Source organism: Pseudomonas sp. R3-41 (genome assembly GCF_054161485.1).
On record NZ_CP096421.1, the window covers coordinates 4,868,494 to 4,893,370 of the forward strand.

The 24,877-nt window shown below is 61.7% G+C and carries 20 protein-coding genes; 8 read left to right on the top strand and 12 right to left on the bottom strand.

The genetic code is table 11. The features are described from left to right. Positions 1-419: 419 nt before the first annotated feature. The 6 genes from M1D99_RS20885 (at position 420) to cobA (ending at position 9,986) form a co-directional block, all read left to right on the top strand. Positions 420-1,631 (top strand): nitrate/nitrite transporter, encoded by a 1,212-nt coding sequence (locus tag M1D99_RS20885; RefSeq protein WP_053120618.1) that lies wholly within the window; start codon positions 420-422, stop codon positions 1,629-1,631. Positions 1,632-1,640: 9 nt separating this feature from the next. Further along, positions 1,641-3,311 (top strand): protein kinase domain-containing protein, encoded by a 1,671-nt coding sequence (locus tag M1D99_RS20890; RefSeq protein ID WP_434571471.1) that lies wholly within the window; start codon positions 1,641-1,643, stop codon positions 3,309-3,311. 424 nt (positions 3,312-3,735) lie between these two features. After that, positions 3,736-6,189, top strand: a complete 2,454-nt coding sequence (gene nirB, locus M1D99_RS20895; protein WP_458130721.1) for a nitrite reductase large subunit NirB — start codon at positions 3,736-3,738, stop codon at positions 6,187-6,189. Continuing rightward, complete coding sequence (nirD, locus tag M1D99_RS20900; RefSeq protein ID WP_186705301.1) at positions 6,186-6,503, top strand: nitrite reductase small subunit NirD; 318 nt, start codon at positions 6,186-6,188, stop codon at positions 6,501-6,503. Before nirB ends, nirD begins: the two co-directional genes overlap by 4 nt. Further along, positions 6,503-9,220, top strand: a complete 2,718-nt coding sequence (locus tag M1D99_RS20905) for a nitrate reductase (protein ID WP_458130722.1) — start codon at positions 6,503-6,505, stop codon at positions 9,218-9,220. Before nirD ends, M1D99_RS20905 begins: the two co-directional genes overlap by 1 nt. A 10-nt stretch (positions 9,221-9,230) precedes the next feature. After that, positions 9,231-9,986, top strand: coding sequence for a uroporphyrinogen-III C-methyltransferase (cobA, locus tag M1D99_RS20910; protein WP_458130723.1), 756 nt, complete (start codon positions 9,231-9,233; stop codon positions 9,984-9,986). A 1,092-nt stretch (positions 9,987-11,078) separates the two neighbouring features. Here the strand turns inward: cobA and M1D99_RS20915 are convergent. The 8 genes from M1D99_RS20915 to ppsA form a co-directional block, all read right to left on the bottom strand. Next, entirely contained in the window at positions 11,079-12,113 is a 1,035-nt protein-coding gene (locus M1D99_RS20915; protein ID WP_250965642.1) for an OmpA family protein, read from the bottom strand. A gap of 107 nt (positions 12,114-12,220) precedes the next feature. Further along, positions 12,221-12,811 carry an RNA polymerase sigma factor SigX gene (gene sigX / locus M1D99_RS20920; protein ID WP_003183614.1) on the bottom strand — a complete coding sequence of 197 codons (591 nt, stop codon included), beginning with the start codon at positions 12,809-12,811 and terminating at the stop codon, positions 12,221-12,223. A gap of 91 nt (positions 12,812-12,902) precedes the next feature. Beyond that, complete coding sequence (locus M1D99_RS20925; RefSeq protein WP_003199523.1) at positions 12,903-13,727, bottom strand: mechanosensitive ion channel family protein; 825 nt, start codon at positions 13,725-13,727, stop codon at positions 12,903-12,905. Between the two features lie 2 nt (positions 13,728-13,729). After that, complete coding sequence (locus M1D99_RS20930; protein ID WP_014337331.1) at positions 13,730-13,975, bottom strand: hypothetical protein; 246 nt, start codon at positions 13,973-13,975, stop codon at positions 13,730-13,732. Positions 13,976-14,038: 63 nt separating this feature from the next. After that, the gene (locus M1D99_RS20935) at positions 14,039-15,034 is read right to left on the bottom strand and encodes a zinc transporter ZntB (RefSeq protein ID WP_186705305.1); all 996 of its coding nucleotides are present in this window, start codon (positions 15,032-15,034) and stop codon (positions 14,039-14,041) included. 25 nt (positions 15,035-15,059) lie between these two features. Further along, positions 15,060-15,551, bottom strand: coding sequence for a ribonuclease E activity regulator RraA (rraA, locus tag M1D99_RS20940; protein WP_186705306.1), 492 nt, complete (start codon positions 15,549-15,551; stop codon positions 15,060-15,062). Positions 15,552-15,676: 125 nt separating this feature from the next. Continuing rightward, on the bottom strand, positions 15,677-16,666 hold the full coding sequence (locus M1D99_RS20945; RefSeq protein ID WP_458130724.1) for an alpha/beta fold hydrolase: 990 nt from the start codon (positions 16,664-16,666) through the stop codon (positions 15,677-15,679). 232 nt (positions 16,667-16,898) lie between these two features. After that, entirely contained in the window at positions 16,899-19,274 is a 2,376-nt protein-coding gene (ppsA, locus tag M1D99_RS20950; RefSeq protein ID WP_186705308.1) for a phosphoenolpyruvate synthase, read from the bottom strand. Between the two features lie 184 nt (positions 19,275-19,458). Here ppsA and ppsR point away from each other — a divergent pair, with 184 nt between their 5' ends. After that, on the top strand, positions 19,459-20,277 hold the full coding sequence (ppsR, locus tag M1D99_RS20955; RefSeq protein ID WP_003199510.1) for a posphoenolpyruvate synthetase regulatory kinase/phosphorylase PpsR: 819 nt from the start codon (positions 19,459-19,461) through the stop codon (positions 20,275-20,277). A gap of 133 nt (positions 20,278-20,410) precedes the next feature. Here ppsR and M1D99_RS20960 read toward each other — a convergent pair whose 3' ends face one another. Continuing rightward, complete coding sequence (locus M1D99_RS20960) at positions 20,411-21,256, bottom strand: type 1 glutamine amidotransferase domain-containing protein (RefSeq protein ID WP_458130725.1); 846 nt, start codon at positions 21,254-21,256, stop codon at positions 20,411-20,413. A 102-nt stretch (positions 21,257-21,358) separates the two neighbouring features. On the opposite strand from M1D99_RS20960, the gene M1D99_RS20965 reads away from it, so the two are divergent. Beyond that, positions 21,359-22,258 carry a LysR family transcriptional regulator gene (locus M1D99_RS20965; RefSeq protein ID WP_186705310.1) on the top strand — a complete coding sequence of 300 codons (900 nt, stop codon included), beginning with the start codon at positions 21,359-21,361 and terminating at the stop codon, positions 22,256-22,258. A 121-nt stretch (positions 22,259-22,379) separates the two neighbouring features. Here M1D99_RS20965 and M1D99_RS20970 read toward each other — a convergent pair whose 3' ends face one another. The 3 genes from M1D99_RS20970 to M1D99_RS20980 all read right to left on the bottom strand — a co-directional run bounded on the left by M1D99_RS20970 (position 22,380) and on the right by M1D99_RS20980 (position 24,722). Continuing rightward, complete coding sequence (locus M1D99_RS20970; RefSeq protein WP_018605637.1) at positions 22,380-22,607, bottom strand: MbtH family protein; 228 nt, start codon at positions 22,605-22,607, stop codon at positions 22,380-22,382. A gap of 84 nt (positions 22,608-22,691) precedes the next feature. Next, complete coding sequence (locus tag M1D99_RS20975) at positions 22,692-24,104, bottom strand: diaminobutyrate--2-oxoglutarate transaminase (RefSeq protein WP_458130726.1); 1,413 nt, start codon at positions 24,102-24,104, stop codon at positions 22,692-22,694. A gap of 96 nt (positions 24,105-24,200) precedes the next feature. Further along, positions 24,201-24,722, bottom strand: a complete 522-nt coding sequence (locus tag M1D99_RS20980; RefSeq protein WP_434571482.1) for a GNAT family N-acetyltransferase — start codon at positions 24,720-24,722, stop codon at positions 24,201-24,203. Positions 24,723-24,877 lie beyond the last annotated feature (155 nt).

Consider the following 24,877-nt stretch of genomic DNA (forward strand, 5'->3'; position numbering starts at 1 on the left):
TCGCTCCCACAAGAGACCGCGCTCCACCTGTGGGAGCGGGCTTGCTCGCGAAAGCGATCTTACTTCCAACATTGATATCGACTGACCCACCGTCTTCGCGAGCAAGCCCGCTCCCACAGGGTTTGCGGGGTGAGCACGACATTTGCGAACAACCATAATCCCTGTGGGAGCGAGCCTGCTCGCGAAGGCCCCCCCTTACCTCACAGGTTGGCACAGATCTCGCTTAAGCAACCCCACAGGTAACCAACGGCGGTTGCCCCACCTACGACAAAGACGTCGCACACCCTCCTTGCCTCTCTGGCGATCCGGGTTGCGGCGTTTTTTTGTTTTGGCCCTTCGGGGCCGGTGGTGCGACCACAGGCGGCGCACTGCTCTAAGCACTGACTCATTTCTCGAGACTTTTACAGCTGAGGTGCGCGATGAATTCAAGCTTCTGGAAATCCGGCCACACCCCGACACTGTTCGCGGCCTTTCTTTATTTCGACCTGAGTTTCATGGTCTGGTACCTGCTCGGGCCACTGGCGGTACAGATCTCCGCCGACCTGCACCTGACCACCCAGCAACGCGGCCTGATGGTGGCGACACCGATCCTGGCCGGCGCCGTGCTGCGCCTGTTCATGGGCCTGCTGGCCGACCGGATTTCACCCAAGACCGCCGGCATGGTTGGCCAGGTGATCGTGATCGGTGCGCTGTTCTGCGCCTGGAAACTGGGCATCCACAGCTACGAACAAGCCCTGCTGCTGGGCCTGTTCCTCGGTGTGGCCGGCGCTTCGTTCGCCGTCGCCCTGCCCCTGGCCTCCCAGTGGTATCCGCCGCAACACCAGGGCAAGGCCATGGGCATCGCCGGGGCTGGTAACTCGGGCACCGTGCTCGCCGCGTTGATCGCACCGGTCATGGCCGTGGCCTTCGGCTGGACCAACGTGTTCGGCTTCGCGCTGATCCCGCTGGTGCTGACGCTGGTTCTCTTCGCCTGGCTGGCCAAGAACGCCCCTGAGCGACCAAAAGCCAAATCCATGGCCGACTACCTCAAGGCCCTGGGCGACCGCGACAGCTGGTGGTTCATGTTCTTCTACAGCGTGACCTTCGGCGGCTTCATCGGCCTGGCCAGCGCCCTGCCCGGCTACTTCAACGACCAATATGGCCTGAGCCCCGTCACCGCCGGCTACTACACCGCTGCCTGCGTCTTCGGTGGCAGTCTGATGCGCCCCTTGGGCGGCGCCCTGGCGGACCGTTTTGGCGGCATCCGCACTTTGCTCGGCATGTACACCGTAGCGGCCGTCTGCATCGCCGCGGTGGGCTTCAACCTGCCGAGTTCCTATGCGGCCCTGGCCCTGTTCGTTTGCACCATGCTCGGCTTGGGTGCGGGCAACGGCGCGGTGTTCCAACTGGTGCCACAACGCTTCCGTCGCGAAATCGGCGTGATGACCGGGCTGATCGGCATGGCCGGCGGCATCGGCGGCTTCGCCCTGGCGGCGGGCATGGGCGCGATCAAGCAAAGCACCGGCAGCTATCAACTGGCGCTGTGGTTGTTCGCCAGCCTCGGTGTACTGGCCTGGTTCGGCCTGTATGGCGTCAAGCGTCGCTGGAGAACCACTTGGGGTTCGGCAGCCGTCACCGCTGCTCGGGTATAACCTGCAACCATGAGCCTGCAATTGAGTTTTGCCGAGGCCAGCGCCATCGGCCCGCGGGAAGAAAACCAGGACGCCCTGCGCCTGGTCACGCCCGCCCCGGCCCTGGCTGCCAGCAAGGGTTACCTGTTCGCTATCGCCGACGGCGTGAGCCAATGCGCCGATGGTGGGCTGGCCGCCCGTTCGACCTTGCAGGCCCTGGCCCTGGACTACTATTCCACGCCGCAAACCTGGGGCGTGGCCCAGGCGCTGGACCGGCTGTTGCTGGCCCAGAATCGCTGGCTGCAGGCCAACGGCGGCGGGCAGCCGCTGCTCACCACCGTGAGCGCCCTGGTCCTGCGGGGCCGGCGCTTCACCTTGGCCCACGTCGGCGATTGCCGGGTCTACCGCTGGCATGCCGATCACCTGCAACGGGTCAGCGAGGATCACGTCTGGGAACAGCAGGGCATGCAGCATGTGCTGAAGCGGGCCCTGGGGCTGGACCAACACCTGATCCTCGACTTTCTCGACGGTGAACTGCGCACCGACGAAACCTTCGTGTTGCTCAGCGACGGCGTCTGGGCGGTCTTGGGGGACATGGCCATCGCCGGCATCCTTCGCGACCAACCCGACCTGCACCTCGCTGCGCAGACGCTGGTCAACGCCGCGCATCTGGCCGGTAGCCAGGACAATGCCAGCGCGTTGTTGGTGCGGGTCGATGCCCTCGGCGAAGCCAGCATCGGCGATGCCTTGATCCAGCTCCAGCAATGGCCCTTGCCGCCGACGCTGAAACCGGGCCAGGTGTTCGAAGGCTGGCAGATCGAAAGCCTGCTCGGCCAGAGCCAGCAATCGTTGCTTTATCGGGTGCGCGACGGCCAAGGCCAACCTTGGCTGCTGAAAACCTTGCCCGTGCAGCTACGTGACGATAGCCGGGCCGGTCAGGCCTTGCTCTCGGAGGAATGGTTTCTCAAACGCGTCGCCGGGCGGCAGTTTCCCGAAGTCCATGGGGTGCCCCAACGTCAGCATCTGTACTACGTAATGCGTGAATATCCGGGCGCGACCCTGGCCGAGCTGTTCAACCAGGGCGGTCCGCTGCCCCTGGCCCACTGGCAGGACCTGGCGCAACGGCTGGTGCGGGCGGTGGGCCTCTTGCATCGACGGCAGATCTATCACCGCGACATCAAGCCGGAAAACCTGCACCTGGGCGACGACGGGGAATTGCGCTTGCTGGATTTCGGCCTGGCATATTGCCCGGGCTTGTCCGAGGACCAGGCCAACGTGCTGCCCGGCACGCCCAGCTACATTGCCCCGGAAGCCTTCGGCGGCACCGCGCCCACGGCGCAACAGGATTTGTACGCCGTCGGCGTGACCTTGTATTTCCTGTTGACCGGGCATTATCCCTACGGCGAGATCGAAGCCTTCCAGCGCCCGCGCTTCGGCGTGCCGGTCAGTGCCAGCCGCTATCGGCCGGACTTGGCCGAATGGCTTGGACAAAGCCTGGAACGCGCGGTCGCGGCGGATCCGGGTCAGCGTTTTGAGACGGCCGAGGAATGGCTGTTGCTGCTGGAGCAGGGCGAGCGCCGCAGCTTGAGTGTAAGGCCCCGGCCATTGCTGGAAAGAGAGCCGCTGAAGGTCTGGCGGACGTTGGCGCTGGTGTCGTTGGTGGTGAATGTGGTGCTGTTGTTCTTGGTATTCCACTCATGACCGTGGCGAGGGAGCTTGCTCCCGCTCGAGCGCGCAGCGGCCGCCTTTTTTTGGGTCTGCTTCGCAGCCCAGCGGGAGCAAGCTCTCCCTCGCCACAAAAACTTTTTCGCTCGCCCTAGCGCGCTCCATTACCGGGCAACACGCTTTGATTCGGTGCAATAAATCCCTCCCCAATCCGCTCAACCAGCCCGCTGCTCAATAAATCCGCGCCTTCGCGCCACTTGGCACAACCACTGCATTACCTACCCCACCATACATAAAGCAACGCCTCCAACGATGAAGGCGGTGCTTCCCGAGAGAACGGGACCAGGACAAAGGCGTCCTCGCTAGCTTGCTAGCGGGACGCCTTTTTTTGTTTTCGTAAAAATTGCCGAGCCAGTCCGATCGCCGTGATGAAACGGACATGAGCTTGCGGAGAACCCTGATGAAAAAACTCAAACTGGTGATGATCGGCAACGGCATGGCCGGGGTTCGCACCCTCGAGGAACTGCTCAAGCTGAGCAACGAGCTGTACGACATCACGGTGTTCGGCGCCGAGCCCCACACCAACTACAACCGCATCCTGCTTTCGCCGGTGCTGGCCGGTGAGCAGACGTTCGAAGAGATCGTGCTCAACGACCTGAGCTGGTACCTGGACAACAACATCAAGCTGCTGCTCAACCGCAAAGTGGTGGAGATTGACCGGGTCAAGCGCCGCGTCATCGCCGAAGACGGCAGCGAAGCCGAATACGACCGCCTGCTGATCGCCACCGGTTCCACGCCGTTCATCTTGCCGATCTCCGGCAACACCCTTGAAGGCGTGATTGGTTACCGCGACATCGCCGACACCCAGGCGATGATCGACACCGCCAAGACCCACAAGCACGCCGTGGTCATCGGCGGCGGCCTGCTGGGCCTGGAAGCGGCCAACGGCTTGAAGCTTCGGGGCATGGACGTGACCGTCGTCCACATCGGTGAATGGTTGTTGGAACGGCAACTGGACAAGACCAGCGGCCAACTGCTGCAAACCGCCTTGGAAAGCCGTGGCCTGAAATTCCGCCTCAGCGAACAGACCCAGGCCCTGCACGACGCCGGCAACGGCCGGGTCGGCTCGGTCCAGTTCAAGAACGGCGACATCATTCCCGCCGACCTGGTAGTGATGGCCGCCGGCATCCGTCCCAATACCGAACTGGCGGAAAAATCCGGCATCCCCTGCAACCGTGGGATCCTGGTCAACGACACGATGCAGACCTACGATCCACGCGTTTATGCCATTGGTGAGTGCGCCAGCCACCGCGGCACCGCCTACGGCCTGGTGGCGCCGCTGTTCGAACAGGCCAAGGTCTGCGCCAACCACCTCGCGCAATTGGGCTTCGCCACTTACAAGGGTTCGGTCACGTCGACCAAGTTGAAAGTCACCGGCATCGACCTGTTTTCCGCCGGCGACTTCATGGGCGGCGAAGGCACCGAGACCATCACCCTTTCCGACCCGATCGGCGGCGTCTACAAGAAACTGGTGATCAAGGATGACGTGCTGGTGGGTGCCTGCCTGTACGGCGATACCGCGGACGGCGGCTGGTATTTCCGGCAGATTCGTGAGAATCACGGCATCAGCGAGATCCGCGATCACCTCATGTTCGGGGAAAACGCTTTAGGCGATGTAGGCCACCAAGGCCAGGACAAAGCCATGAGCATGGCCGACACCGCCGAAGTCTGCGGCTGCAACGGCGTGTGCAAGGGCACCATCGTCAAGGCGATCCAGGAGCACGGGCTGTTCAGCGTCGATGACGTGAAAAAACACACCAAGGCCGCCAGTTCCTGCGGCTCCTGCGCCGGCCTGGTGGAACAGATCCTGATCAACACCGTGGGCGGCGCGGCGGACGTCAAGCCAAAAAGCGAAAAAGCCATCTGCGGTTGCAGCGACCTCAACCACGGCCAGATCCGCCAGGCGATCCGCGACCAGCACCTGCTGACCATCGCCGGCACCATGAGCTACCTGAACTGGCGCACCCCCAACGGCTGCGCCACCTGCCGCCCGGCGTTGAACTACTACCTGATTTCCACTTGGCCCGGCGAAGCCCACGACGACCCACAGTCGCGCCTGATCAACGAACGCGCCCACGCCAACATCCAGAAAGACGGCACCTACTCCGTGGTCCCACGGATGTGGGGTGGCGTGACCAACCCTTCGGAACTGCGGCGCATCGCCGACGTGGCCGACAAATACAACGTGCCCATGGTCAAGGTCACCGGCGGCCAACGCATCGATTTACTGGGGATCAAGAAGCAGGACCTGCCCGGCGTGTGGAAAGACCTCGACATGCCGTCCGGCCATGCCTATGGCAAGTCCATCCGCACCGTGAAGACCTGCGTGGGCAGCGAGTTCTGCCGCTTCGGCACGCAGAATTCCACCCAACTGGGTATCGAGCTGGAGCACGACCTGTTCAACATGTGGTCGCCGCACAAAGTGAAACTGGCCGTCTCCGGTTGCCCACGCAACTGTTCGGAAGCCGGCATCAAGGACGTCGGCATTATCGGCGTCGACTCCGGCTGGGAGATGTACATCGGCGGTAACGGCGGGATCAAGACCGAGGTCGCCGAGTTTTTCGTCAAGCTCAAGACCGCCGAGGAAGTGCGTGAATACAACGGCGCCTTCCTGCAGCTGTACCGCGAAGAAGCCTTCTACCTCGAACGCACCGTGCACTACATGCAGCGGGTCGGCATGGAGCACATCAAGAAAGCCGTGCTGGAAGACCCCGAGCGGCGCAAGGCCCTTCACGAACGCCTGAAGTTTTCCCTGTCGCTGGAACAGGACCCTTGGAAACAACGCCTGGAACAGCCTCAGTTGAAGAAAGAGTTCGAAGTCATCCCCGTGAAGAACCTGGAGGTGCCGGCATGAACTGGCTGGATATCTGCGCACTGGAAGAGATCAACATCCTCGGTTCGCGCATCATCAATGGCCCCAAAGGCGATATCGCGATTTTTCGTACCAGCGACGATGAAGTGTTCGCCCTCGATGACCGTTGCCCGCACAAGGGTGGCCCGCTGTCCCAAGGGTTGGTCTACGGCAAGCGCGTGGCCTGCCCGCTGCACAACTGGCAGATCGACCTGGAAACCGGTCTGGCCCAAGCCCCGGACGTGGGCTGCGCCCATCATCATTCCGCCCGGGTCGAAAACGGCCGCGTGCAACTGGCCCTGCGGGACGCAAGCTGATGAACCGCCAGATCACTGCCTCGACCTGCTGTTATTGCGGGGTCGGCTGCGGCGTCCTGATCGAGCATGACGGCGAGCGCATCCTCGGCGTCAGCGGCGATCCCGCCCACCCGGCCAACTTCGGCAAACTGTGCAGCAAGGGTTCGACCCTGCACCTGACCGGCGACCTCGCCGCCCGCGCCCTGTACCCGGAGCTGCGCCTGGGCAAAGGCCTGGCCCGGGCCCGTACCGGCTGGAACAGCGCCCTGGATCACGCCGCCAGCGTCTTCGCCGACACCATCGCCGAGCACGGCCCCGACAGCGTGGCGTTCTACATCTCCGGCCAGTTGTTGACCGAGGACTACTACGCCTTCAACAAACTCGCCCGGGCATTGGTGGGTACCAACAATATCGACAGCAATTCGCGGCTGTGCATGTCTTCTGCCGTGGTGGGCTACAAGCGCAGCCTCGGTGCCGACGCCCCACCCTGCAGCTACGAAGACCTGGAGTTGAGCGACTGCGTGATGATCGCCGGCAGTAACATGGCCTATGCCCATCCCATCCTGTTTCGCCGCCTCGAAGAGGCAAAATCCCGCCGGCCGCAGATGAAAATCATCGTCATCGACCCCCGGCGCACCGACACCTGCGACCTGGCGGACCTGCACCTGGCGATCTTGCCGGGCACCGATGTCGCTTTGTTCCATGGGATTTTGCACCTGCTGCTGTGGGAAGACTGGGTCGACCGCGACTTCATCAAGGCCCATACCGAAGGTCTGGCGGACCTGAAGAACCTGGTCCGCGACTACACCCCGGCGATGGTCGCCCAGTTGTGCGGCATCAGCGTCGAACAACTGCACCAGTGTGCCGAATGGGTCGGCACGTCGCCGAGCTTCCTGTCGTTGTGGTGCATGGGCCTGAACCAGTCCACCGCCGGCAGCGCGAAAAACAGCGCACTGATCAATCTGCACCTGGCCACCGGTCAAATCGGCCGGCCGGGGGCGGGCCCGTTCTCGCTGACCGGCCAACCCAACGCCATGGGCGGACGGGAAACCGGCAGCCTGTCGAACCTGCTGCCAGGCCATCGTGAAGCCGCCAACCCGGAGCATCGTGCCGAAGTCGCCCGTTATTGGGGTGTGGAGCAATTGCCCGCCACCACCGGCCTGAGTGCCATCGAGTTGTTCGAGCAGGTGCGCAGCGGCAAGATCAAGGCCTTGTGGATCGCCTGCACCAACCCGGCCCAGTCGATGCCCGACCAGACGGCGGTACGTGAGGCCCTGCAAGCCTGCCCGTTCGTGGTACTACAGGAAGCCTTCCGCACCACCGAGACCGCCACGTTTGCCGATCTACTGTTGCCGGCGGCCAGTTGGGGCGAGAAAGAAGGTTCGGTGACCAACTCCGAGCGGCGGATTTCCCACGTCCGTCGGGCAGTAAACGCACCGGGTGAAGCGCGTCCGGACTGGGCAATCACCGTGGATTTCGCACAACGCCTGGAGAAACGCCTGCGCCCGGGCCAACCCAGCCTGTTCGCCTTCAACACCCCGGCCCAACTGTTCGATGAGTACAAACAGCTGACCCGTGGCCGCGACCTGGACTTGTCCGGCATCAGCCATGCCCTGATCGACCGCCTCGGCCCTCAGCAATGGCCCTTCCCGGAAGGCGCCACGGTTGGGACGGCGCGACTGTACGTGGATGGGATTTTCCCGACCGACAGCGGCCGGGCGCACTTCGTGGCCGATCCCTATCGCGCCGCCAAGGAACTGCGTGACGCCCGCTACCCATTGACGCTCAACACCGGTCGCTTGCGTGACCAATGGCACGGCATGAGCCGTACCGGTACCGCTGCGCAGTTGTTTGGCCATGTGAACGAAGCCGTGCTCAGCCTGCACCCCGACGAACTGCTCCGGCACCGCCTGCAAGCGGGCGACCTGGTCAACCTCAAGAGCCGTCGCGGCAGTGTGATCGTGGCCGTGGACAGCGACGACAGCGTGCGCCCCGGCCAGGCGTTCCTGCCCATGCATTGGGGCGATCGGTTCCTCAAGGGCGGCGTGAATAGCCTGACCCAACCGGCCTTCGACCCCTTGTCGAAACAACCGGAACTCAAGCACAGCGGCGTGCGCCTGGAACCGGTGAATCTGCCTTGGCAGCTTTTCGCTTTGATCGAAGGCGATGTTCAACAGCATCTGGAGGCCCTGCGTCCCCTGTGCGAGGCGTTTTCCTACGTCAGCCTGAGTCTGACCGGCCGTGAACGTCCCGCGCTGTTGATTCGCGCTGCCAGCGCCGTCGCGCCTGAACCGCAACTGCTCCAGGCCATCGACGAGCAATTGGGCCTGATCGACGGGCCGGTGCTGGCCTACGACGACCCGCGTCGCTCCATCGGTAAACGGGTGCGCATCGAAAACGGTCGCATCACCGCCATTCGCCTGGCCGGTGAAACCCTGGCCCGGCATTGGCTGCAGAACCTGTGGCTGGAAGGCCGTGCCGATGAACAACTGCGGCGCTGGCTGCTGGCGCCGTTGAGCGCGCCGCCGGGCAATGTTGGCGCCACAACGGGTGGCAGCAAAACGCTGTGCAACTGCATGAACGTCAGCCAGCGCGCGGTCTGCGCCGGCATCGAGCGTGGCCTGGACTTGCAGGGGCTTAAACAGGAACTGGGCTGTGGCACGCAATGCGGTTCCTGCGTACCGGAAATCAAGCGCCTGCTGGTTGCCACCGCGCAACCACTGGCGGCTATCTCGTGAGGAAAACACTATGAGCGCAAAAGTCTGGCTGGTGGGTGCAGGTCCCGGTGACCCTGAATTACTGACCCTCAAAGCCGTGCGCGCCTTGGGCGAGGCCGACGTAGTGTTGATCGACGACCTGGTCAATGCCGCGGTGCTGGAGCATTGCCCCGCCGCACGCATCATCGCCGTGGGCAAGCGCGGCGGCTGCCGCTCCACCCCCCAGGCCTTCATTCATCGATTGATGCTGCGTTATGCCCGCCAGGGCAAATGCGTGGTGCGCCTCAAGGGCGGCGACCCATGCATCTTCGGCCGCGGCGGTGAAGAGGCGCAGTGGCTGCGCGAGCATGGCGTCGAGGTAGAGATGGTCAACGGCATCACCGCCGGCCTCGCGGGGGCGACCCAATGCGATATTCCACTGACCCTGCGCGGGATTGCCCGGGGCGTGACCCTGGTCACGGCCCACACCCAGGACGGCAGCAGCCTGAACTGGCAAGCCCTGGCCCAAAGCGGGACCACTTTGGTGGTGTATATGGGCGTGGCGAAGCTGAGCGAGATCCGCGAGCAACTGCTGGCCGGCGGCTTGGCGGCGGACACGCCCGTGGCCATGATCGAAAACGCCTCCCTGCCCCACCAGCGTGACTGCCGCAGCGACCTGGCCTCGATGGAAGCCGCTGCCAGCGCCTTCCAGCTCAAGAGCCCGGCGATCCTGGTGATCGGCGCCGTGGCCGAAGCAGCCGAATTGGCCGCCTCACCGCCGGCTTTGGCCCAGGTTTGCGCCCTCTAGCAGACACCCCAAGACCTGTGGGAGCGAGCTTGCTCGCGATGAAGGTGGTTCAGTTAGACATACATTGACTGACACACCGCCATCGCGAGCAAGCTCGCTCCCACAATTGGAACAGGGTATGACCGAAGAGCCAGGTCGGCTGCCAGGCCGCCATCGCGAGCAAGCTTTGCTCCCACAGATCTGATGGGTGTACGACCGAAAGAGCCAGGTCGGCTATCAGGCCGCCATCGCGAGCAAGCTTTGCTCCCACAGATCTGATGGGTTTACGACCGAAAGAGCCAGGTCGGCTATCAGGCCGCCATCGCGAGCAAGCTTTGCTCCCACAGATCTGATGGGTGTACGACCGAAAGAGCCAGGTCGGCTGCCAGGCCGCCATCGCGAGCAAGCTTTGCTCCCACAGATCTGATGGGTGTACGACCGAAAGAGCCAGGTCGGCTATCAGGCCGCCATCGCGAGCAAGCTTTGCTCCCACAGATCTGATGGGTTTACGACCGAAAGAGCCAGGTCGGCTATCAGGCCGCCATCGCGAGCAAGCTTTGCTCCCACAGATCTGATGGGTGTACGACCGAAAGAGCCAGGTCGGCTATCGGGCCGCCATCGCGAGCAAGCTTTGCTCCCACAGATCTGATGGGTGTACGACCGAAAGAGCCAGGTCGGCTATCGGGCCGCCTCGCTTTTGCTTTTGATCTGGAGGCCCCGTTAACCACGCTGGCCGAACGCAGGCATTGTGGAGTGGGCAACCCGGCATGGATGCCGGGATAGCCGCGCTGGGCCATGGATGGCCCTTCGCGGCGGCCCACGGAGCAATGCCGGAGTGAGGGCATGCCGAGCCTAGGCGAGGCACCGAGTGGTGGGGCAAGCCTTTTTTGCTTACTTTTTTTGGCGTTTGAAAAAAAGTGAGCCGCCGTTGGGCGGAACCCTAAGTAGCCGTTACCGCAGCAACGGATATGTACCCGATCAGCCATCAGACCGCTATCGCGAGCAAGCTCGCTCCCACAGGTCTCCCACAGGTCTTGTGTTCCCCCCATCTCCATAAATCGCAGGCAAAGAAAAGCCCGGCCGAGGCCGGGCTTTTCCAAAGCTGTGGGCTAATTACTTAGCTTGAGCTTCAACCTGCGCTTCTACGCGACGGTTAACTGCACGACCAGCGTCAGTGGCGTTGTCGGCAACTGGGCGGGATTCGCCGTAGCCAACAGACTGAACGCGGGACGATTCAACACCGTACTGGTTGGTCAGAACGTTCTTAACGGCGCTTGCACGACGCTCAGACAGCTTCTGGTTGTAAGCGTCAGGACCGACGGAGTCAGTGTGACCTTCAACAGTAGTGGTGGTGGATGGGTACTGCTTCATGAAATCAGCCAGGTTCTTGATGTCGCCGTAGCTGTTTTCTTTAACGACCGACTTGTCGAAGTCGAACTTGACGTCCAGCTCAACACGAACGACTTCAGCAACAGCTGGGCAGCCATCAGCGTCAACAGTTACGTTGGCTGGGGTGTCAGGGCACTTGTCGACGTTGTCGCACACGCCATCGTTGTCGCTGTCGGAGCAGACTTCAGCAGGTGCTGGAACTGGAGCAGCAGCTGGCTTGGAGCCGCCACCGAAGTTCACACCGATACCAACGCTAGGCGCCCACTCGGTGTCGCCCTGGTCGATGTTGTACTGAGCTTCAACGCCAGCACGGGCGTAGAAGTTGTCAGTGAAATACAGCTTGGCGCCGCCACCAACGTTGGCGAAGGTAGAACGGTTACGACCGTTGCTGCCATTCTGGTCGATGCTCTGGTCGGAGAAACCGGCCGAAACATAAGGACGCAGCATGTCGCCTGGGTTGTTGAAGTGGTACAGAGCGTCCAGAGCGGTGTTCGCGCCCTTAACGTTAGTGCCGTCTTCGGTACGTGCGTTGTGCACTTCGTCGTAGGCCAGACGCAGTTCAACGTCGTCGGTCAGGAAGTAACCAACCGAACCGCCGAACAGGTTGCCGTTGTTCTTGAAATCACGAGCGCTGTCGAACATTTCTTTCTTGGCGAAGCCTTCGATTTCAACTGCGCCTTGGCCTTGTGCCAGAGCGCCGAACGAAGTGGCAGCAATCAAAGAACCAATGGCAAAGCCCAAGGTGTTTTTCAGTTTCATCCGTTAAATCCCCATCTGGTGATTGTGAAGCAGTCCCGCAAACCGGGGGACAACTCGGCGGCAAGTCTATCAGAACTTGCCTACACGTAAGAGATATTTGCGCCGAACTAAGTTTCAGCAATGCCTGCAAATTTCTCACGCAATTTGTCAAGAGCGCGCTTGTAACGCATTTTTGTCGCGCTCAAACCCATATGCATTATGTCTGCGATCTCCTGAAATTCCAGCTCTGCGACAAATCGTAGCACCAGAATTTCCCGGTCGATCGGGTTTACATAGACCAGCCAGCGATCGAGTCCACCCTTTTCCTCGGGCTTGGGCGCCTTATCTTCCGACGCTTCCTCGAGAGGGTCCAGGCTCAACGCGTCCATCAAGCGACGCTTTCGCCGTTCCTTGCGATACTGCGTGATGCATTCGTTGTACGTGATGCTATAAAGCCATGTCTTGAACTTCGATTTCCCCTCGAAGTTCTTCAGGCCATACAGCACCTTCAACATCACCTCCTGACAGACATCGTCAGCATCACGATCGTTCCCGAGATAGCGCGCACAAACGTTAAATAAAGTTCTCTGGTAACGACGCATCAACTCTTCATAGGCGCGTGTTACGTGAAACAGCTCCGTATGCGCGCGCGCGACCAACTCCTCATCGGAGAGATCACGGGGGTCGTAGCGCGTGGATAGCGATTGGGGTTTGTTCAAAACAAGTCGGGCCGACAGTCTAGGTCAATGTGCGCCACAGCCTGGGCTAGCAGGCATTTCGCGGCGGCATACATTAGCAGGATTTGCCGGGTTAGCGGCTACTCACATGCTGTTCCAGCAAGATCCGATTGGAAAGCGACACCAACTCGCCCTCCTCGGTCAGCAATGTGGTTTTCACCGTGCCGATCTCTTCGATCTGGCCTTCGACCTCGCCAACACGCACTTGTTGCCCAACCTCATACAATTCACGCACATAGATTCCCGCAAGAATCTGACCGGCGATCTCCCGGCTTCCCAATCCCATTGCCAGCGCAACCGCCAGACCAACGGTTATCAATACAATCACGATCACATGGTTGAGCAGGTCAGTCTTGACCTCCAACTGGCTGATCGCCACCGAAATACTGATGATAATCACCAGGCCCTGGGCGATACGCCCCACGCCAGCGGCGTAATCCAGCCCGACGCCTTCGGCCGCACCGCGCACCAGCCCATTGGCCAGTTGCGCCAGCAGGACACCGACCAGCAATACCAGCGCGGCACCAAAAACCTTCGGCAAATACAATGCGAGCATATCGAGCGTAGCCGAAACTCGCTCAAGGCCAAGGGATTCTGCTGCGGAAACCAGGAAAATCAGCAATACGAACCAGTACACGATCTTGCCGACCAGGGTCGAGATCGGCACTTGGATGCCGCCACGGGACAGCAGCTTGGTCAGGCCGGTGCCGCCCATCAGGCGATCGAGACCCAGCTTGGCGAGCAGCTTGGACAGCAGCGTGTCCAGCAACTTGGCCACGACAAAACCCAGCAACAGCACCACCAGCGCGCCGAAGAGGTTCGGGATGAAGTTAGCCACCTTGGTCCACAACGCAGTCATTGCCGTGACGAGGCTCTGGGTCCAGAGATCAAGTTCCATATTCAATCAGCCTTATCAGCGGTGCGAGTAACAGGTTTACGGCGGGAAACCGGCGAGACATGGGCCGATCCATTATTCAGGGCGATCATCAGCGCGGGCAACCAGCGGCCCAGCAGGCTGAACAGATCGCCCGCGCCGACCTGGCGGTTGGCGGTTTTCAGTACACGCCCCAAGCATGCGTCGTCGTCCCGGCTGGACGGCGAAGCCTTGAGCATGTCGCGCAAAGACTGTTCAAACGGATCGTGCATACGCACCTCTCGTGATGTCTGTGGAAGACGCGATCACATTTCGTCGGGTCACATGAAACCCCATCACACCCAGCGCAAACGGCGGAACAACCACCACTGCCCCGTCGCGACGCAGATCATCAGCAGGCACGCGACCATGAAACCGTAGGGGCTTTCGGAAAACGGAATGCCACCGACGTTGATACCTAAAAGGCCGGTGAGAAAACTCATCGGCAGGAAAATCCCGGTGATGATGCCGAAGCGGTACATGGTCCGGTTCATGCGCACCGACAGGCGCCGGTCTTCGGCCTCCAGCACAAGCCCCACGCGCTCTCGGGTCAATTCCAGCTCTTCGAGATAACGGGTCAGGCTGTTGTTCAATTCGTTCCAATAGTCGCCATCGTCCTCGACGAACCAGGGCAACTTGATCCTCGACATCTGGCCGAAGATATCTCGCTGTGGCGCCAGGAATCGCTTGAGTCCGGCAGCCCTTCGACGGATGTGCAAAATGGCGTCATGCTCGGGAGCATACCGTTCGTCGGCGTCGAGTTTTTCTTCCTCGCCATCGACGATTTCCGAGAGGCAAGTGACCAGGTCCTGCACCTTGTCGGTGAGGTATTGCGCCATATAAAGGATAAGTTCGGAAGCGTTCTCTGGCCCCTTGCCCTCGGCCAGTTGCGCCAACAGTTCATCGGTGGCGCGCAACGGTCGCAGACGCAGGGAGATCACCCGCTGGGCGGACGCGAAGATCCGTACCGAGACCATGTCTTCAGGCTCGGCGCCCGGGTTGAGGTTGATCCCCCGCAGGAACAGCAACAGTTCGGCGTTGGGCAACGGCAACAACCGCGGCCGGGTGTTCTCTTCCAGCAGCAGGTCGCAGTTGAATTCGCTCAGGCCGCTGGATTTGCGCAGCCAGGTGTGGGTTTGCGGATGACTGCGATCCCAGTGCAGCCACAGGCTTTCGTGGGGCAGCAGCTGCAAATCGTCGAGTTCGGTCCGGGCTATGGAACGCGCGCCGCCTTTACCGTCCAGCACCAGGGCATGCACCAGCCCCCATTGCGCGTTTTCTTCCTCGAACATCCTCATCCCTTATGGCTGCGGTACTTTATTCAGGCATCTTCAGTGGGCTTGGCGAAACGATCACGCCATTGTTGTCGGCATAGACATACTCGCCCGGGCGGAACGTCACGCCGGCAAAGGTCACCGCTATATTGAGCTCGCCGACACCACGCCGGTCGGTCTTCATCGGATGGCTGGCCAGGGCCTGGACCCCGAGGTCGGTCTGGGCGATGACGTCGACGTCGCGGATGCAGCCGTAGATCACCAGGCCTTCCCAGCCATTCTTAGCCGCTTTCTCGGCCAACATGTCACCCAGCAGGGCCCGGCGCAGCGACCCGCCGCCATCCACAACCAGCACTTTACCCTTGCCATCGAGTTCAACCTGCTCCTTGACCCGCGAGTTGTCCTCGAAGCACTTGATGGTCACGATTTCGCCGCCGAAGGAATCGCGGCCACCGAAATTGCTGAACATCGGCTCCAACACCTGCACCAGTTCCGGGTAGGCGTCGCACAGGTCGGGCGTGAGGTAATGGTTCATCGAACAACTCCTGAAAGGCTGGAACGTCAGATTGAATGGCAACCGTTTGTGACCGGAACCGCTTGAAGCGTCATATCTTAGCCGCAAGCAGACCAGAGCGAAATGCCCTTGTCAGAGCCTTCGCCTCAAACCGCCTCGGCCAACTGGGGCTGTTCACCCAGCAGGGGCGCCTGCTGATCGTCGAGCCAGCGCGCCACCAACGGCCAGACCTCAAGGTGGGCGGCCTTGCTGACCAGCATCTCGACGTGACCGAAATCGTCAGTGAAACCCTGTCCTCGACCCAGGCAGACAAACTGCTTGTGCGTGGAACCGATCTGATCGAAGAGTTTGCGGCACGCCCAAGTCGGGTCCTGGTGATCGCCGGCGGCACTCACCGCCAGCACCGGCAACTGAACATCGGCCAAACCGGCCCACCAGTTCTTCTCGGCATCGCCGAAACGCCCGAACAGGCCGTACCAGCGCATGCTTTCCAGGGCCAGGCCAATGGGCTCGTCCTCGGGGCCGCGCTTGAGCCTTGAACCGGACAACTGGGCAAAGCGCTTGAGGATGAAGCGGCCGCTCCATTCCACCGGCGGAATCTTCAGCGGCCAGTAGGTGCGGCTGACCTGGGTGCCGAAAAACGCCGCGGATGCCACCGCGGGCTCGCCCAGGTAGTGGCCGCCCAAGGCTGCCGCCAGGGTGATGCCCCCCAGGGAATGACCGATCCAGTGAGGCACTTGCCCACTCTGCTCACGCACGAAGGCGCCGATGGCCGGCAGGTCGTAACGGGCGTAGTCAGCCACCCGATTGTGGCGATAAGCCTGGTTACGCTGGGATAAGCCATGGCCGCGCATTTCGGGAATCCAGACATCGAATCCCAGGCGCGTCAGGTAGGCGCCCAGGCCGAGGCCTTTGGGCGAATACCAGAAACGCCGGTTGGAAAAACTGCCGTGCAACAAAATCACCGGGACACCACGGGTTTCGCCGGGATCAGCCATGCCCAGCCGAGTGACGGCCAGTTCGACGCTGGCGTCCGGGCTGTTGCCGGGTTTCAAGCGATAGACGTCTTCGCTCAGATCACCGCGCCGCTCGGCGCTGATCAGGGCGACAGGAAAGAGGTTGCTGCTGCTTTGCATAATCTTCTTGCACAAAAAAGGGCGGCTTACTTGTGGAGCCCGCCCTACTTCAATCAAAAGGGGCCCGGATAATGCCCATCAGTTGAGCCCCCTGTGGGAGCGGGCTTGCTCGCGAAGACGGCGGAACAGTCAACATGGATGTTGTCTGACGCACCGCTTTCGCGAGCAAGCCCGCTCCCACAGGTTCTGCGACTAACTGACGGGCTTTAGTCGATCAGGCCCCTTCACTCGATCAGACCGCAGCCTGCCCCTCGGCCAGGAAGAACCAGGTTTCCAACACGGAGTCCGGGTTCAACGAAACGCTTTCGATGCCCTGCTCCATCAGCCATTTGGCCAGGTCCGGGTGGTCCGAAGGGCCCTGGCCGCAGATGCCGATGTACTTGCCGGCCTTGTTGCAGGCGGCAATGGCATTGGCCAGCAGCTTCTTGACCGCCGGGTTCCGCTCGTCGAACAGGTGGGCGATGATCCCGGAATCGCGGTCCAGGCCCAGGGTCAGCTGGGTCAGGTCGTTGGAACCGATGGAGAAACCGTCGAAGAACTCAAGGAATTCTTCAGCCAGGATGGCGTTGGACGGCAGCTCGCACATCATGATCACGCGCAGGCCATTGTCGCCACGGGCCAGGCCGTTTTCCGCCAGCAGGTCAACCACCTGGCTCGCTTCACCGAGGGTCCGCACGAACGGCACCATGATCTCGACGTTGGTCAGGCCCATCTCGTTGCGCACGCGCTTAAGGGCGCGGCATTCGAGTTCAAAGCAATCGCGGAACGATTCGCTGATGTAGCGCGAAGCACCACGGAAGCCCAGCATCGGGTTTTCTTCTTCCGGCTCGTAGAGCTTGCCGCCGATCAGGTTGGCGTATTCGTTGGACTTGAAGTCCGACAGGCGCACGATGACCTTTTTCGGCCAGAACGCCGCCGCCAGGGTGCTGATGCCTTCCACCAGCTTCTCGACGTAGAAACCGACCGGATCGTCGTAGCCCGCAATGCGCTTGTCGACGCTGTCCTTGATGTCCTGGGGCAGGCCGTCGTAGTTCAGCAGTGCCTTGGGGTGCACGCCGATCATGCGGTTGATGATGAACTCCAGGCGGGCCAGGCCCACGCCGGCGTTCGGCAACTGTGCGAAGTCGAAGGCACGATCCGGGTTGCCGACGTTCATCATGATCTTGAACGGCAGCTCCGGCATGGCGTCCACGGAGTTCTTCTTGATGTCGAAGCCCAGTTCGCCCTCGAAGATGTAGCCGGTGTCGCCTTCGGCGCAGGAAACAGTCACGCCCTGGCCGTCCTTGAGCAGTTGGGTGGCGTTGCCGCAACCGACCACTGCCGGGATCCCCAGTTCACGGGCGATGATCGCCGCGTGGCAGGTACGCCCGCCGCGATTGGTGACGATGGCGCTGGCGCGCTTCATCACCGGTTCCCAGTCCGGGTCGGTCATGTCGGATACCAATACGTCGCCGGCCTGGACCTTGTCCATCTCCGAGACGTCCTTGATGATCCGCACCTTGCCCGCGCCGATACGCTGGCCGATGGCCCGGCCTTCCACCAGCACGGTGCCGGTTTCCTTGAGCAGGTAGCGCTCCATGACGTTGGCCTGGGTGCGGCTCTTCACGGTTTCCGGACGGGCCTGCACGATGTACAGCTTGCCGTCGTCACCGTCCTTGGCCCACTCGATGTCCATCGGGCACTTGTAGTGCTGCTCGATGATCATCGCCTGCTTGGCCAGCTCGCTGACTTCAGCGTCGGTCAGGCAGAAACGCGCGCGCTCGGCCTTGTCCACGTCGACGGTCTTCACCGAGCGACCGGCCTTGGCTTCGTCGCCGTAGATCATCTTGATGGCCTTGCTGCCCAGGTTGCGGCGCAGGATGGCCGGGCGACCGGCTTGCAGCGTGCCTTTGTGAACGTAGAACTCATCCGGGTTCACCGCGCCTTGCACGACGGTTTCACCCAGGCCGTAGGCGCCGGTGATGAACACCACGTCACGGAAGCCCGACTCGGTGTCGAGGGTGAACATCACGCCGGCGGTGCCGGTTTCGGAGCGAACCATGCGCTGCACACCGGCGGAGAGGGCGACCAATTTGTGGTCGAAGCCCTGGTGCACGCGGTAGGAAATGGCACGGTCGTTGAAAAGGGAGGCGAAGACTTCCTTGGCGGCACGGATGACGTTTTCCACGCCACGGATGTTCAGGAAGGTTTCCTGCTGGCCGGCGAAGGAGGCATCTGGCAGGTCTTCGGCGGTGGCCGAGGAACGCACGGCGACGGCGATGTCGGGATTGCCTTCGGACAGCTTGGCGAAAGCGGTACGGATCTCGGCGTTCAGTTTCTCGGGGAACTCGGCTTCCATGATCCATTGGCGGATCTGGGCACCGGTCTTGGCCAGGGCGTTGACGTCATCGACGTCCAGGGCATCGAGCGCATCGTGGATCTGCTTGTTCAGGCCGCTCAGTTCCAGGAAATCACGATAAGCCTGGGCGGTCGTGGCGAAGCCACCTGGCACCGATACGCCGGCACCGGCGAGGTTGCTGATCATCTCGCCCAGGGATGCGTTCTTGCCCCCCACATGCTCCACATCATGGACGCCGAGCTTATCGAGGGAAACTACGTACTCTACCAAGGTGATCTCTCCACTAACTGTGTTGGAAAAGCTCAAGGCACCGGCGGCTCCAGGGGAGCGCTTGCCGGCGATATGGCCTGGACCTGGAAAATAAGTGAGAATGCGGGCCAATGGTGGCCGGCAAATCGCGCCTATCATATCCAAGAATCGTCACTAGCTCACTAGCTTAAGGCCCAAGGCGCAAATGAAACGATCTGCTTTCTTTATCTCCGACGGCACCGGCATCACGGCCGAAACGCTAGGCCAAAGCCTGTTGGCACAGTTCGAAAACATTACCTTCGCCAAATTCATACGTCCGTACATCGACAGCGTCGACAAGGCGCGGGCCATGGTACAGCAAATCAATAAAGCCGCCGAAACCGACGGTTTCCGCCCGATCATCTTCGATACCATCGTCAATCAGGACATCCGTGAGATTCTCGCAACGTCCAATGGTTTCATGATCGACATTTTTTCCACTTTCCTGGCGCCCCTGGAACAGGAACTGAGCGAGCATTCTTCCTACTCGGTCGGCAAGTCCCATTCCATCGGCCACAACTCCAACTACATGGAGCGGATCGAGGCGGTCAACTTCGCGCTGGACAACGATGACGGCGCCCGCACGCATTATTACGACAAGGCCGACCTGATCCTAGTGGGTGTGTCGCGTTGTGGTAAGACACCGACGTGCCTGTACATGGCGATGCAATTCGGCATCCGCGCGGCCAACTATCCATTGACGGAAGACGACATGGAGCGCCTGCAACTGCCCAGCGCCCTGCGCGCCCACCAGCACAAGCTGTTCGGCCTGACCATCGACCCGGACCGCCTCACCGCGATCCGCAACGAGCGCAAGCCCAACAGTCGTTATTCAAGCTACGCCCAGTGCGAATTCGAAGTGCGCGAGGTGGAAAACCTGTTCCGGCGGGAGAACATTCCCCATATCAACTCCACGCATTTTTCCGTGGAAGAGATTTCGGCGAAGATCCTGGTGGAGAAAGGGGTGGAGCGGAGGTTCAAGTAAACCTCAGGTACACCATAAAACCTGTTGGAGCGGGCTTGCTCGCGAAAGCGGTGTGTCAGGCAATATCAATGTTGACTGCTCCGCCGTCTTCGCGAGCAAGCCCGCTCCCACAGGGGTTGCGGTGTTTGGTGGATCAATGTTTCAACCGCTCGACCAACACCTTCCCCACCTCCAGCGCCGACGCCGGGTTCTGGCCGGTGATCAACTCACGATCCATGACCACATGGGACGTCCAGGGTGATGTGTTGCTGCTGTATTGGCCGCCCGCCTGCTCCAACGCATTCTGCGGATAGAACTTCATGCTCCCGCCACCTAGCAGCCCCTTGGCCAATTCTTCCTCCTGATTGCTGATCACCGTCATCTTGTACCCGGCATAGATCCAGCCGGCCTTGGCCGAGGCTTGGCCTTTGGCTGCCAACTGGCCAACGAAGCCCTGGGCATCGGTCATGGTCGACAGCAACGCGATCGGACCATGGCAGACCAGCGCGATGGTCTTGCCCTGGTCATGAAAATGCGTCAGCACCCGCCCCAACGGCGCGCTCGTGAGCAAATCCTGCATCGGTGCATGCCCGCCTGGGATGTACAGGGCATCGAACCGGTCCAGGCCGATCTGCTCGACACGGGCCAGGCTGATCACCGGTGAGTCCTTGGCCGACGTGATCTTCAACTGCCCCAATAACGCCTGGTAACGCTCCAGCTCCGCCGAGTCATTGTTGAAATACATCTTGTCCACCGAGGAACGGTCCAGCGTCGGCGCCTTGCCCTCGGGCGTTGCGAACGTCACCTGGTGACCCGCCTCCAGCAAGAGTTTCACCGGTTGCAGCAATTCGTTGAGGTAGAACCCGGTGGAGAAGACCTGGCCATTTTTCAGGTCCAGATGATCGGCGTCCGATAGGACCACCAGCACGTTATCGGCATGGGCCGCGACGCTGATGCCTGCTAGAACGACAGACGTTGCCAAGGTAGTGAGTTTTTTCATGATGACTCCAGGACGCATCGAAAAAGATGCGCTCACTGTATTGATGCGCTTAGCGGCGATAAACTGGCCGCCCGGAACATCACCTGGCCTCTGGAGGCAACAATGCCCCGTCGATTCGATCATCTGGCCGACGTGGAAGCCTTCGTCACGGTCGTGGAAAAAGGCACTCTCAGCGCTGGCGCCGTGGCGCTGGGAACCACGCCTTCGGTCCTGAGCCGCGCCATCTCCCGCCTCGAAGCCCGGCTCGGCGTGCAACTGTTGCGTCGTACGACCCGGCGGCTGAACCTGACCGATGCCGGCACGTTGTACCTGGAACAATCGCGCTCGGCCTTTGCCCTGATTGACGATGCGGAGCGGCGAATCCAAGGCCAGGACGGCGTCCTGAGCGGTCGCGTGCGCCTGAGCGTGCCGACCACCTACGGCCATTACCGCCTGCCGTCGCTGCTGTCGCGTTTCATCCAGGCTTTTCCACAGGTTCGGGTCGAGCTGAGCATTACCAACCGTAATGTCGATCTGGTGGCCGAGGGGTATGACCTGGCGATCCGCCTCGGGCCATTGCCGGACAGCGGGCTGGTCGGCCGCAAGCTCGAAGACGCCCGCCTTTGCCTGGTGGCCGCGCCGCACTACCTGGCACGCGCCGGAACGCCCCGGCACGTCGATGAACTGGCGGCCCACGCCTGCCTGCCCTTCGTGATGCCCAGCAGCGGACGCATCGCACCTTGGCTATTTCGCGAAAACCAGCAAGATCGGGAATGGCTGCCGGCGGGCAATGTCCAGGTGTCCGACGATGTATTGGGTATCGTGTCCCTGGCCCAGGCCGGGATGGGGATCTGCCAGACTTATGAATTCATCGTCCGGGAGCGAATCGAGCGCGGGGAATTGGTGGTGTTGCTGGAAGACGTTGGCGGGCGCAGCCGACCGTTTTCAATCATCTATCCGCCCCATCGGCAATTGCCAGCGGCGGCACGGGCGTTGATTGATTTTTTGATGGGTGAATCTTGAACACACGCAACATGTGGGAGCGGGCTTGCTCGCGAAGGCGGCGTGTCAGGCAATAATTGGCTAACTGACAGACCGCCTTCGCGAGCAAGCCCGCTCCCACAAAAGAGCATTCCATATCGGCTTAGTTAAGCACTGCCGCCTGCTCTTCCATCTTCTTGCGCAAGCTCAGCGGGCGCATGTCGGTCCAGACTTCTTCGATGTAGGCCAGGCATTCCTTCTTGAAGCCGCTCTTGCCAACGGTGCGCCAGCCCTCGGGCACGGCCTTGTAGTCTGGCCAGATCGAATACTGTTCTTCGTGGTTGACCACGACCTGAAAGACGATGTCCTCGCGGTCGAATACTGAAGTCATGGGTGTCTCTCCATCTATGCTCGAGGTTCGCTGCATCACATGCGCAGCCAGGATATGAAAGGAACGTATAGGGTCGGGTGAAAATTAACGATCGGTGATCGCCGCCTGCAGGGCTCGCCCGAAAATCTCGGCGACCCGGTCGATTTCCGCCCGGGTGATGATCAACGGTGGCAGGAACCGCACCACGCTACCCTGCCGACCGCCCAGTTCCAGGATCAGCCCGCGCTTGAGGCATTCGCGTTGCAGGCGTGGCGCCAGCTGTGCGTGTACCGGCGGATGACCCAGGGCATCCCGCTTGCCCGCCGGATCAACCAGTTCAACGCCGAGCATCAGCCCGCGACCGCGGATATCGCCCAGTTGCGGGAAGTCCCGCTGGAGGATGTGCAGGTGCTCGCTCAAGCGTTCGCCCATGGCCGCGGCATGGGCCGGCAGGTCGTGCTCTTGCAGGTAGCGCATCACTGCGGAACCGGCGGCCATGGCCATCTGGTTGCCACGAAAGGTACCGGCGTGAGCGCCCGGCAGCCAGGTGTCGAGCCAATCGCGGTAAACCACCACCGCCAGCGGCAGGCTGCCGCCGATGGCCTTGGACAGCACGACCACGTCGGGGATGATCCCGGCATGTTCGAAGGCAAACATTTTGCCGGTACGGCCGAAGCCGCTCTGGATTTCGTCGACGATCAACGCCACCCCGGCCTGCTCGGTGATTCGCCGCAAGCCGCGCAGCCAGTCCAGGTCGGCGGGAATGACCCCGCCCTCACCCTGCACCACCTCGACGATGATCGCCGCTGGCAATTGCACGCCGGCCTCCGGGTCGTGCAGCAGGTTTTCCAGGTAATGCAGATTGGCCTTGACGCCCTCGGCACCGCCCAGCCCGAACGGGCAGCGGTAATCGTAGGGGTACGGCATGAACTGCACGCCGTTGCTGAGCAAGGCGCCCAAGGGTTTCTTCGGTCCCAGGCTGCCCATCAGGCTCAATGCGCCCTGGCTCATGCCGTGGTAACCGCCCTGGAACGACAGCACGGTGCTGCGTCCGGTGGCGGTGCGCACCAGTTTGAGGGCAGCTTCCACCGCGTCGGTCCCGGTGGGTCCGCAGAATTGGATCTTCGCCTCGGCAGCCAGCGGCGCCGGCAACAGGCCGAACAGATCCTGGACGAAGCGGTCCTTGACCGGCGTGGTCAGGTCCAGGGTGTGCAACGGCAACTCATCGGCCAACACCTGCTGGATCGCTTCGATCACCACCGGGTGGTTATGGCCCAGCGCCAGCGTGCCGGCACCGGCCAGGCAATCGATGAAGGTGCGGCCTTCAACGTCCTCGACGTACAACCCCTTGGCGCGCTTGAGGGCCAGGGGGATCCGCCGTGGATAGCTGCGGGCATTGGACTCCTGCCGACTCTGGCGAGCCAGCAGCGGCGACTCATTGAACTGGTAGAGCGTCTCGGCCGGCACGGGGCTGACCCGCGCCGGCTGTGCTTCGATAAGGCTGTTGGCGACTGACATCTCTCGACCCCGCAATAGGTAGTGACCCAAACGGCACACCGGGCAGGTGCGCATCCGGTCGGGGCGCACATGCAGGTTTCCTGTTGTGGAGACGCATCAGCCACGGGGGGATTTACTCTCGGGCTGCACTTTCGCCGTCGGCGCGATCAGTGGCTTGTGCATCGCGACGGCCTTGACCCCGCCAAGGGCAAAGGCCTCGGCGCTTTGCTCGAAGCCCAGGTGTCGATAGAAGGCCTGGCTGGAACGGGTGCTGTTGAGGCGCACCCGGGCCACCCCGCGCCCGCGCAGCCAGGTCTCGATGTCTCCCACCAGCGCCTGGCCGACACCCCGGCGGAAGGATTCTGGCTGCACGTAGCAGAAGGCGATCCGGCCACTGGCCGTGGCCATGGCGACACCCGCCGGGCGTCCCTGCAAGCGTGCCAGGGTCAGGCGCAACCGTGGGTCGATCAGCCAGGGGCGAATATGCGCGAGAGTGTTGTGGCGCACCCAGGCGGCCACGACAGTGGGATCGTTGCGGTGTTCGGCGGCACACCCGACCCGGATGGAGCGCTCGGCGATCCGGCTGATGATGCCGGCATCGCTGGGCGTGGCCGTGCAGATTTCAATGAAGGTGTCCATGGCGCGGTTTTCCTCAGTCCTTGAGTCGAGCTGAAAAAAACATAGACCCGGATAACGCCAGTGCGCCAATGGCAGGTCGTTACAGCAGATGTACAACGACCATGCCGAGAGATTACCGATGCTCTTGGGACCTAGCCTGGCTCATTGTGGCGAGG

Coding starts and splice junctions, on each gene's coding strand:
- M1D99_RS20885 (WP_053120618.1), top strand. CDS start 420: ATGAATTCAAGCTTCTGGAAATCCGGCCACACCCCGACACTGTTCGCG.
- M1D99_RS20890 (WP_434571471.1), top strand. CDS start 1,641: ATGAGCCTGCAATTGAGTTTTGCCGAGGCCAGCGCCATCGGCCCGCGG.
- nirB (WP_458130721.1), top strand. CDS start 3,736: ATGAAAAAACTCAAACTGGTGATGATCGGCAACGGCATGGCCGGGGTT.
- nirD (WP_186705301.1), top strand. CDS start 6,186: ATGAACTGGCTGGATATCTGCGCACTGGAAGAGATCAACATCCTCGGT.
- M1D99_RS20905 (WP_458130722.1), top strand. CDS start 6,503: ATGAACCGCCAGATCACTGCCTCGACCTGCTGTTATTGCGGGGTCGGC.
- cobA (WP_458130723.1), top strand. CDS start 9,231: ATGAGCGCAAAAGTCTGGCTGGTGGGTGCAGGTCCCGGTGACCCTGAA.
- M1D99_RS20915 (WP_250965642.1), bottom strand. CDS start 12,113: ATGAAACTGAAAAACACCTTGGGCTTTGCCATTGGTTCTTTGATTGCT.
- M1D99_RS20925 (WP_003199523.1), bottom strand. CDS start 13,727: ATGGAACTTGATCTCTGGACCCAGAGCCTCGTCACGGCAATGACTGCG.
- M1D99_RS20930 (WP_014337331.1), bottom strand. CDS start 13,975: ATGCACGATCCGTTTGAACAGTCTTTGCGCGACATGCTCAAGGCTTCG.
- M1D99_RS20935 (WP_186705305.1), bottom strand. CDS start 15,034: ATGTTCGAGGAAGAAAACGCGCAATGGGGGCTGGTGCATGCCCTGGTG.
- rraA (WP_186705306.1), bottom strand. CDS start 15,551: ATGAACCATTACCTCACGCCCGACCTGTGCGACGCCTACCCGGAACTG.
- M1D99_RS20945 (WP_458130724.1), bottom strand. CDS start 16,666: ATGCAAAGCAGCAGCAACCTCTTTCCTGTCGCCCTGATCAGCGCCGAG.
- ppsR (WP_003199510.1), top strand. CDS start 19,459: ATGAAACGATCTGCTTTCTTTATCTCCGACGGCACCGGCATCACGGCC.
- M1D99_RS20960 (WP_458130725.1), bottom strand. CDS start 21,256: ATGAAAAAACTCACTACCTTGGCAACGTCTGTCGTTCTAGCAGGCATC.
- M1D99_RS20965 (WP_186705310.1), top strand. CDS start 21,359: ATGCCCCGTCGATTCGATCATCTGGCCGACGTGGAAGCCTTCGTCACG.
- M1D99_RS20970 (WP_018605637.1), bottom strand. CDS start 22,607: ATGACTTCAGTATTCGACCGCGAGGACATCGTCTTTCAGGTCGTGGTC.
- M1D99_RS20975 (WP_458130726.1), bottom strand. CDS start 24,104: ATGTCAGTCGCCAACAGCCTTATCGAAGCACAGCCGGCGCGGGTCAGC.
- M1D99_RS20980 (WP_434571482.1), bottom strand. CDS start 24,722: ATGGACACCTTCATTGAAATCTGCACGGCCACGCCCAGCGATGCCGGC.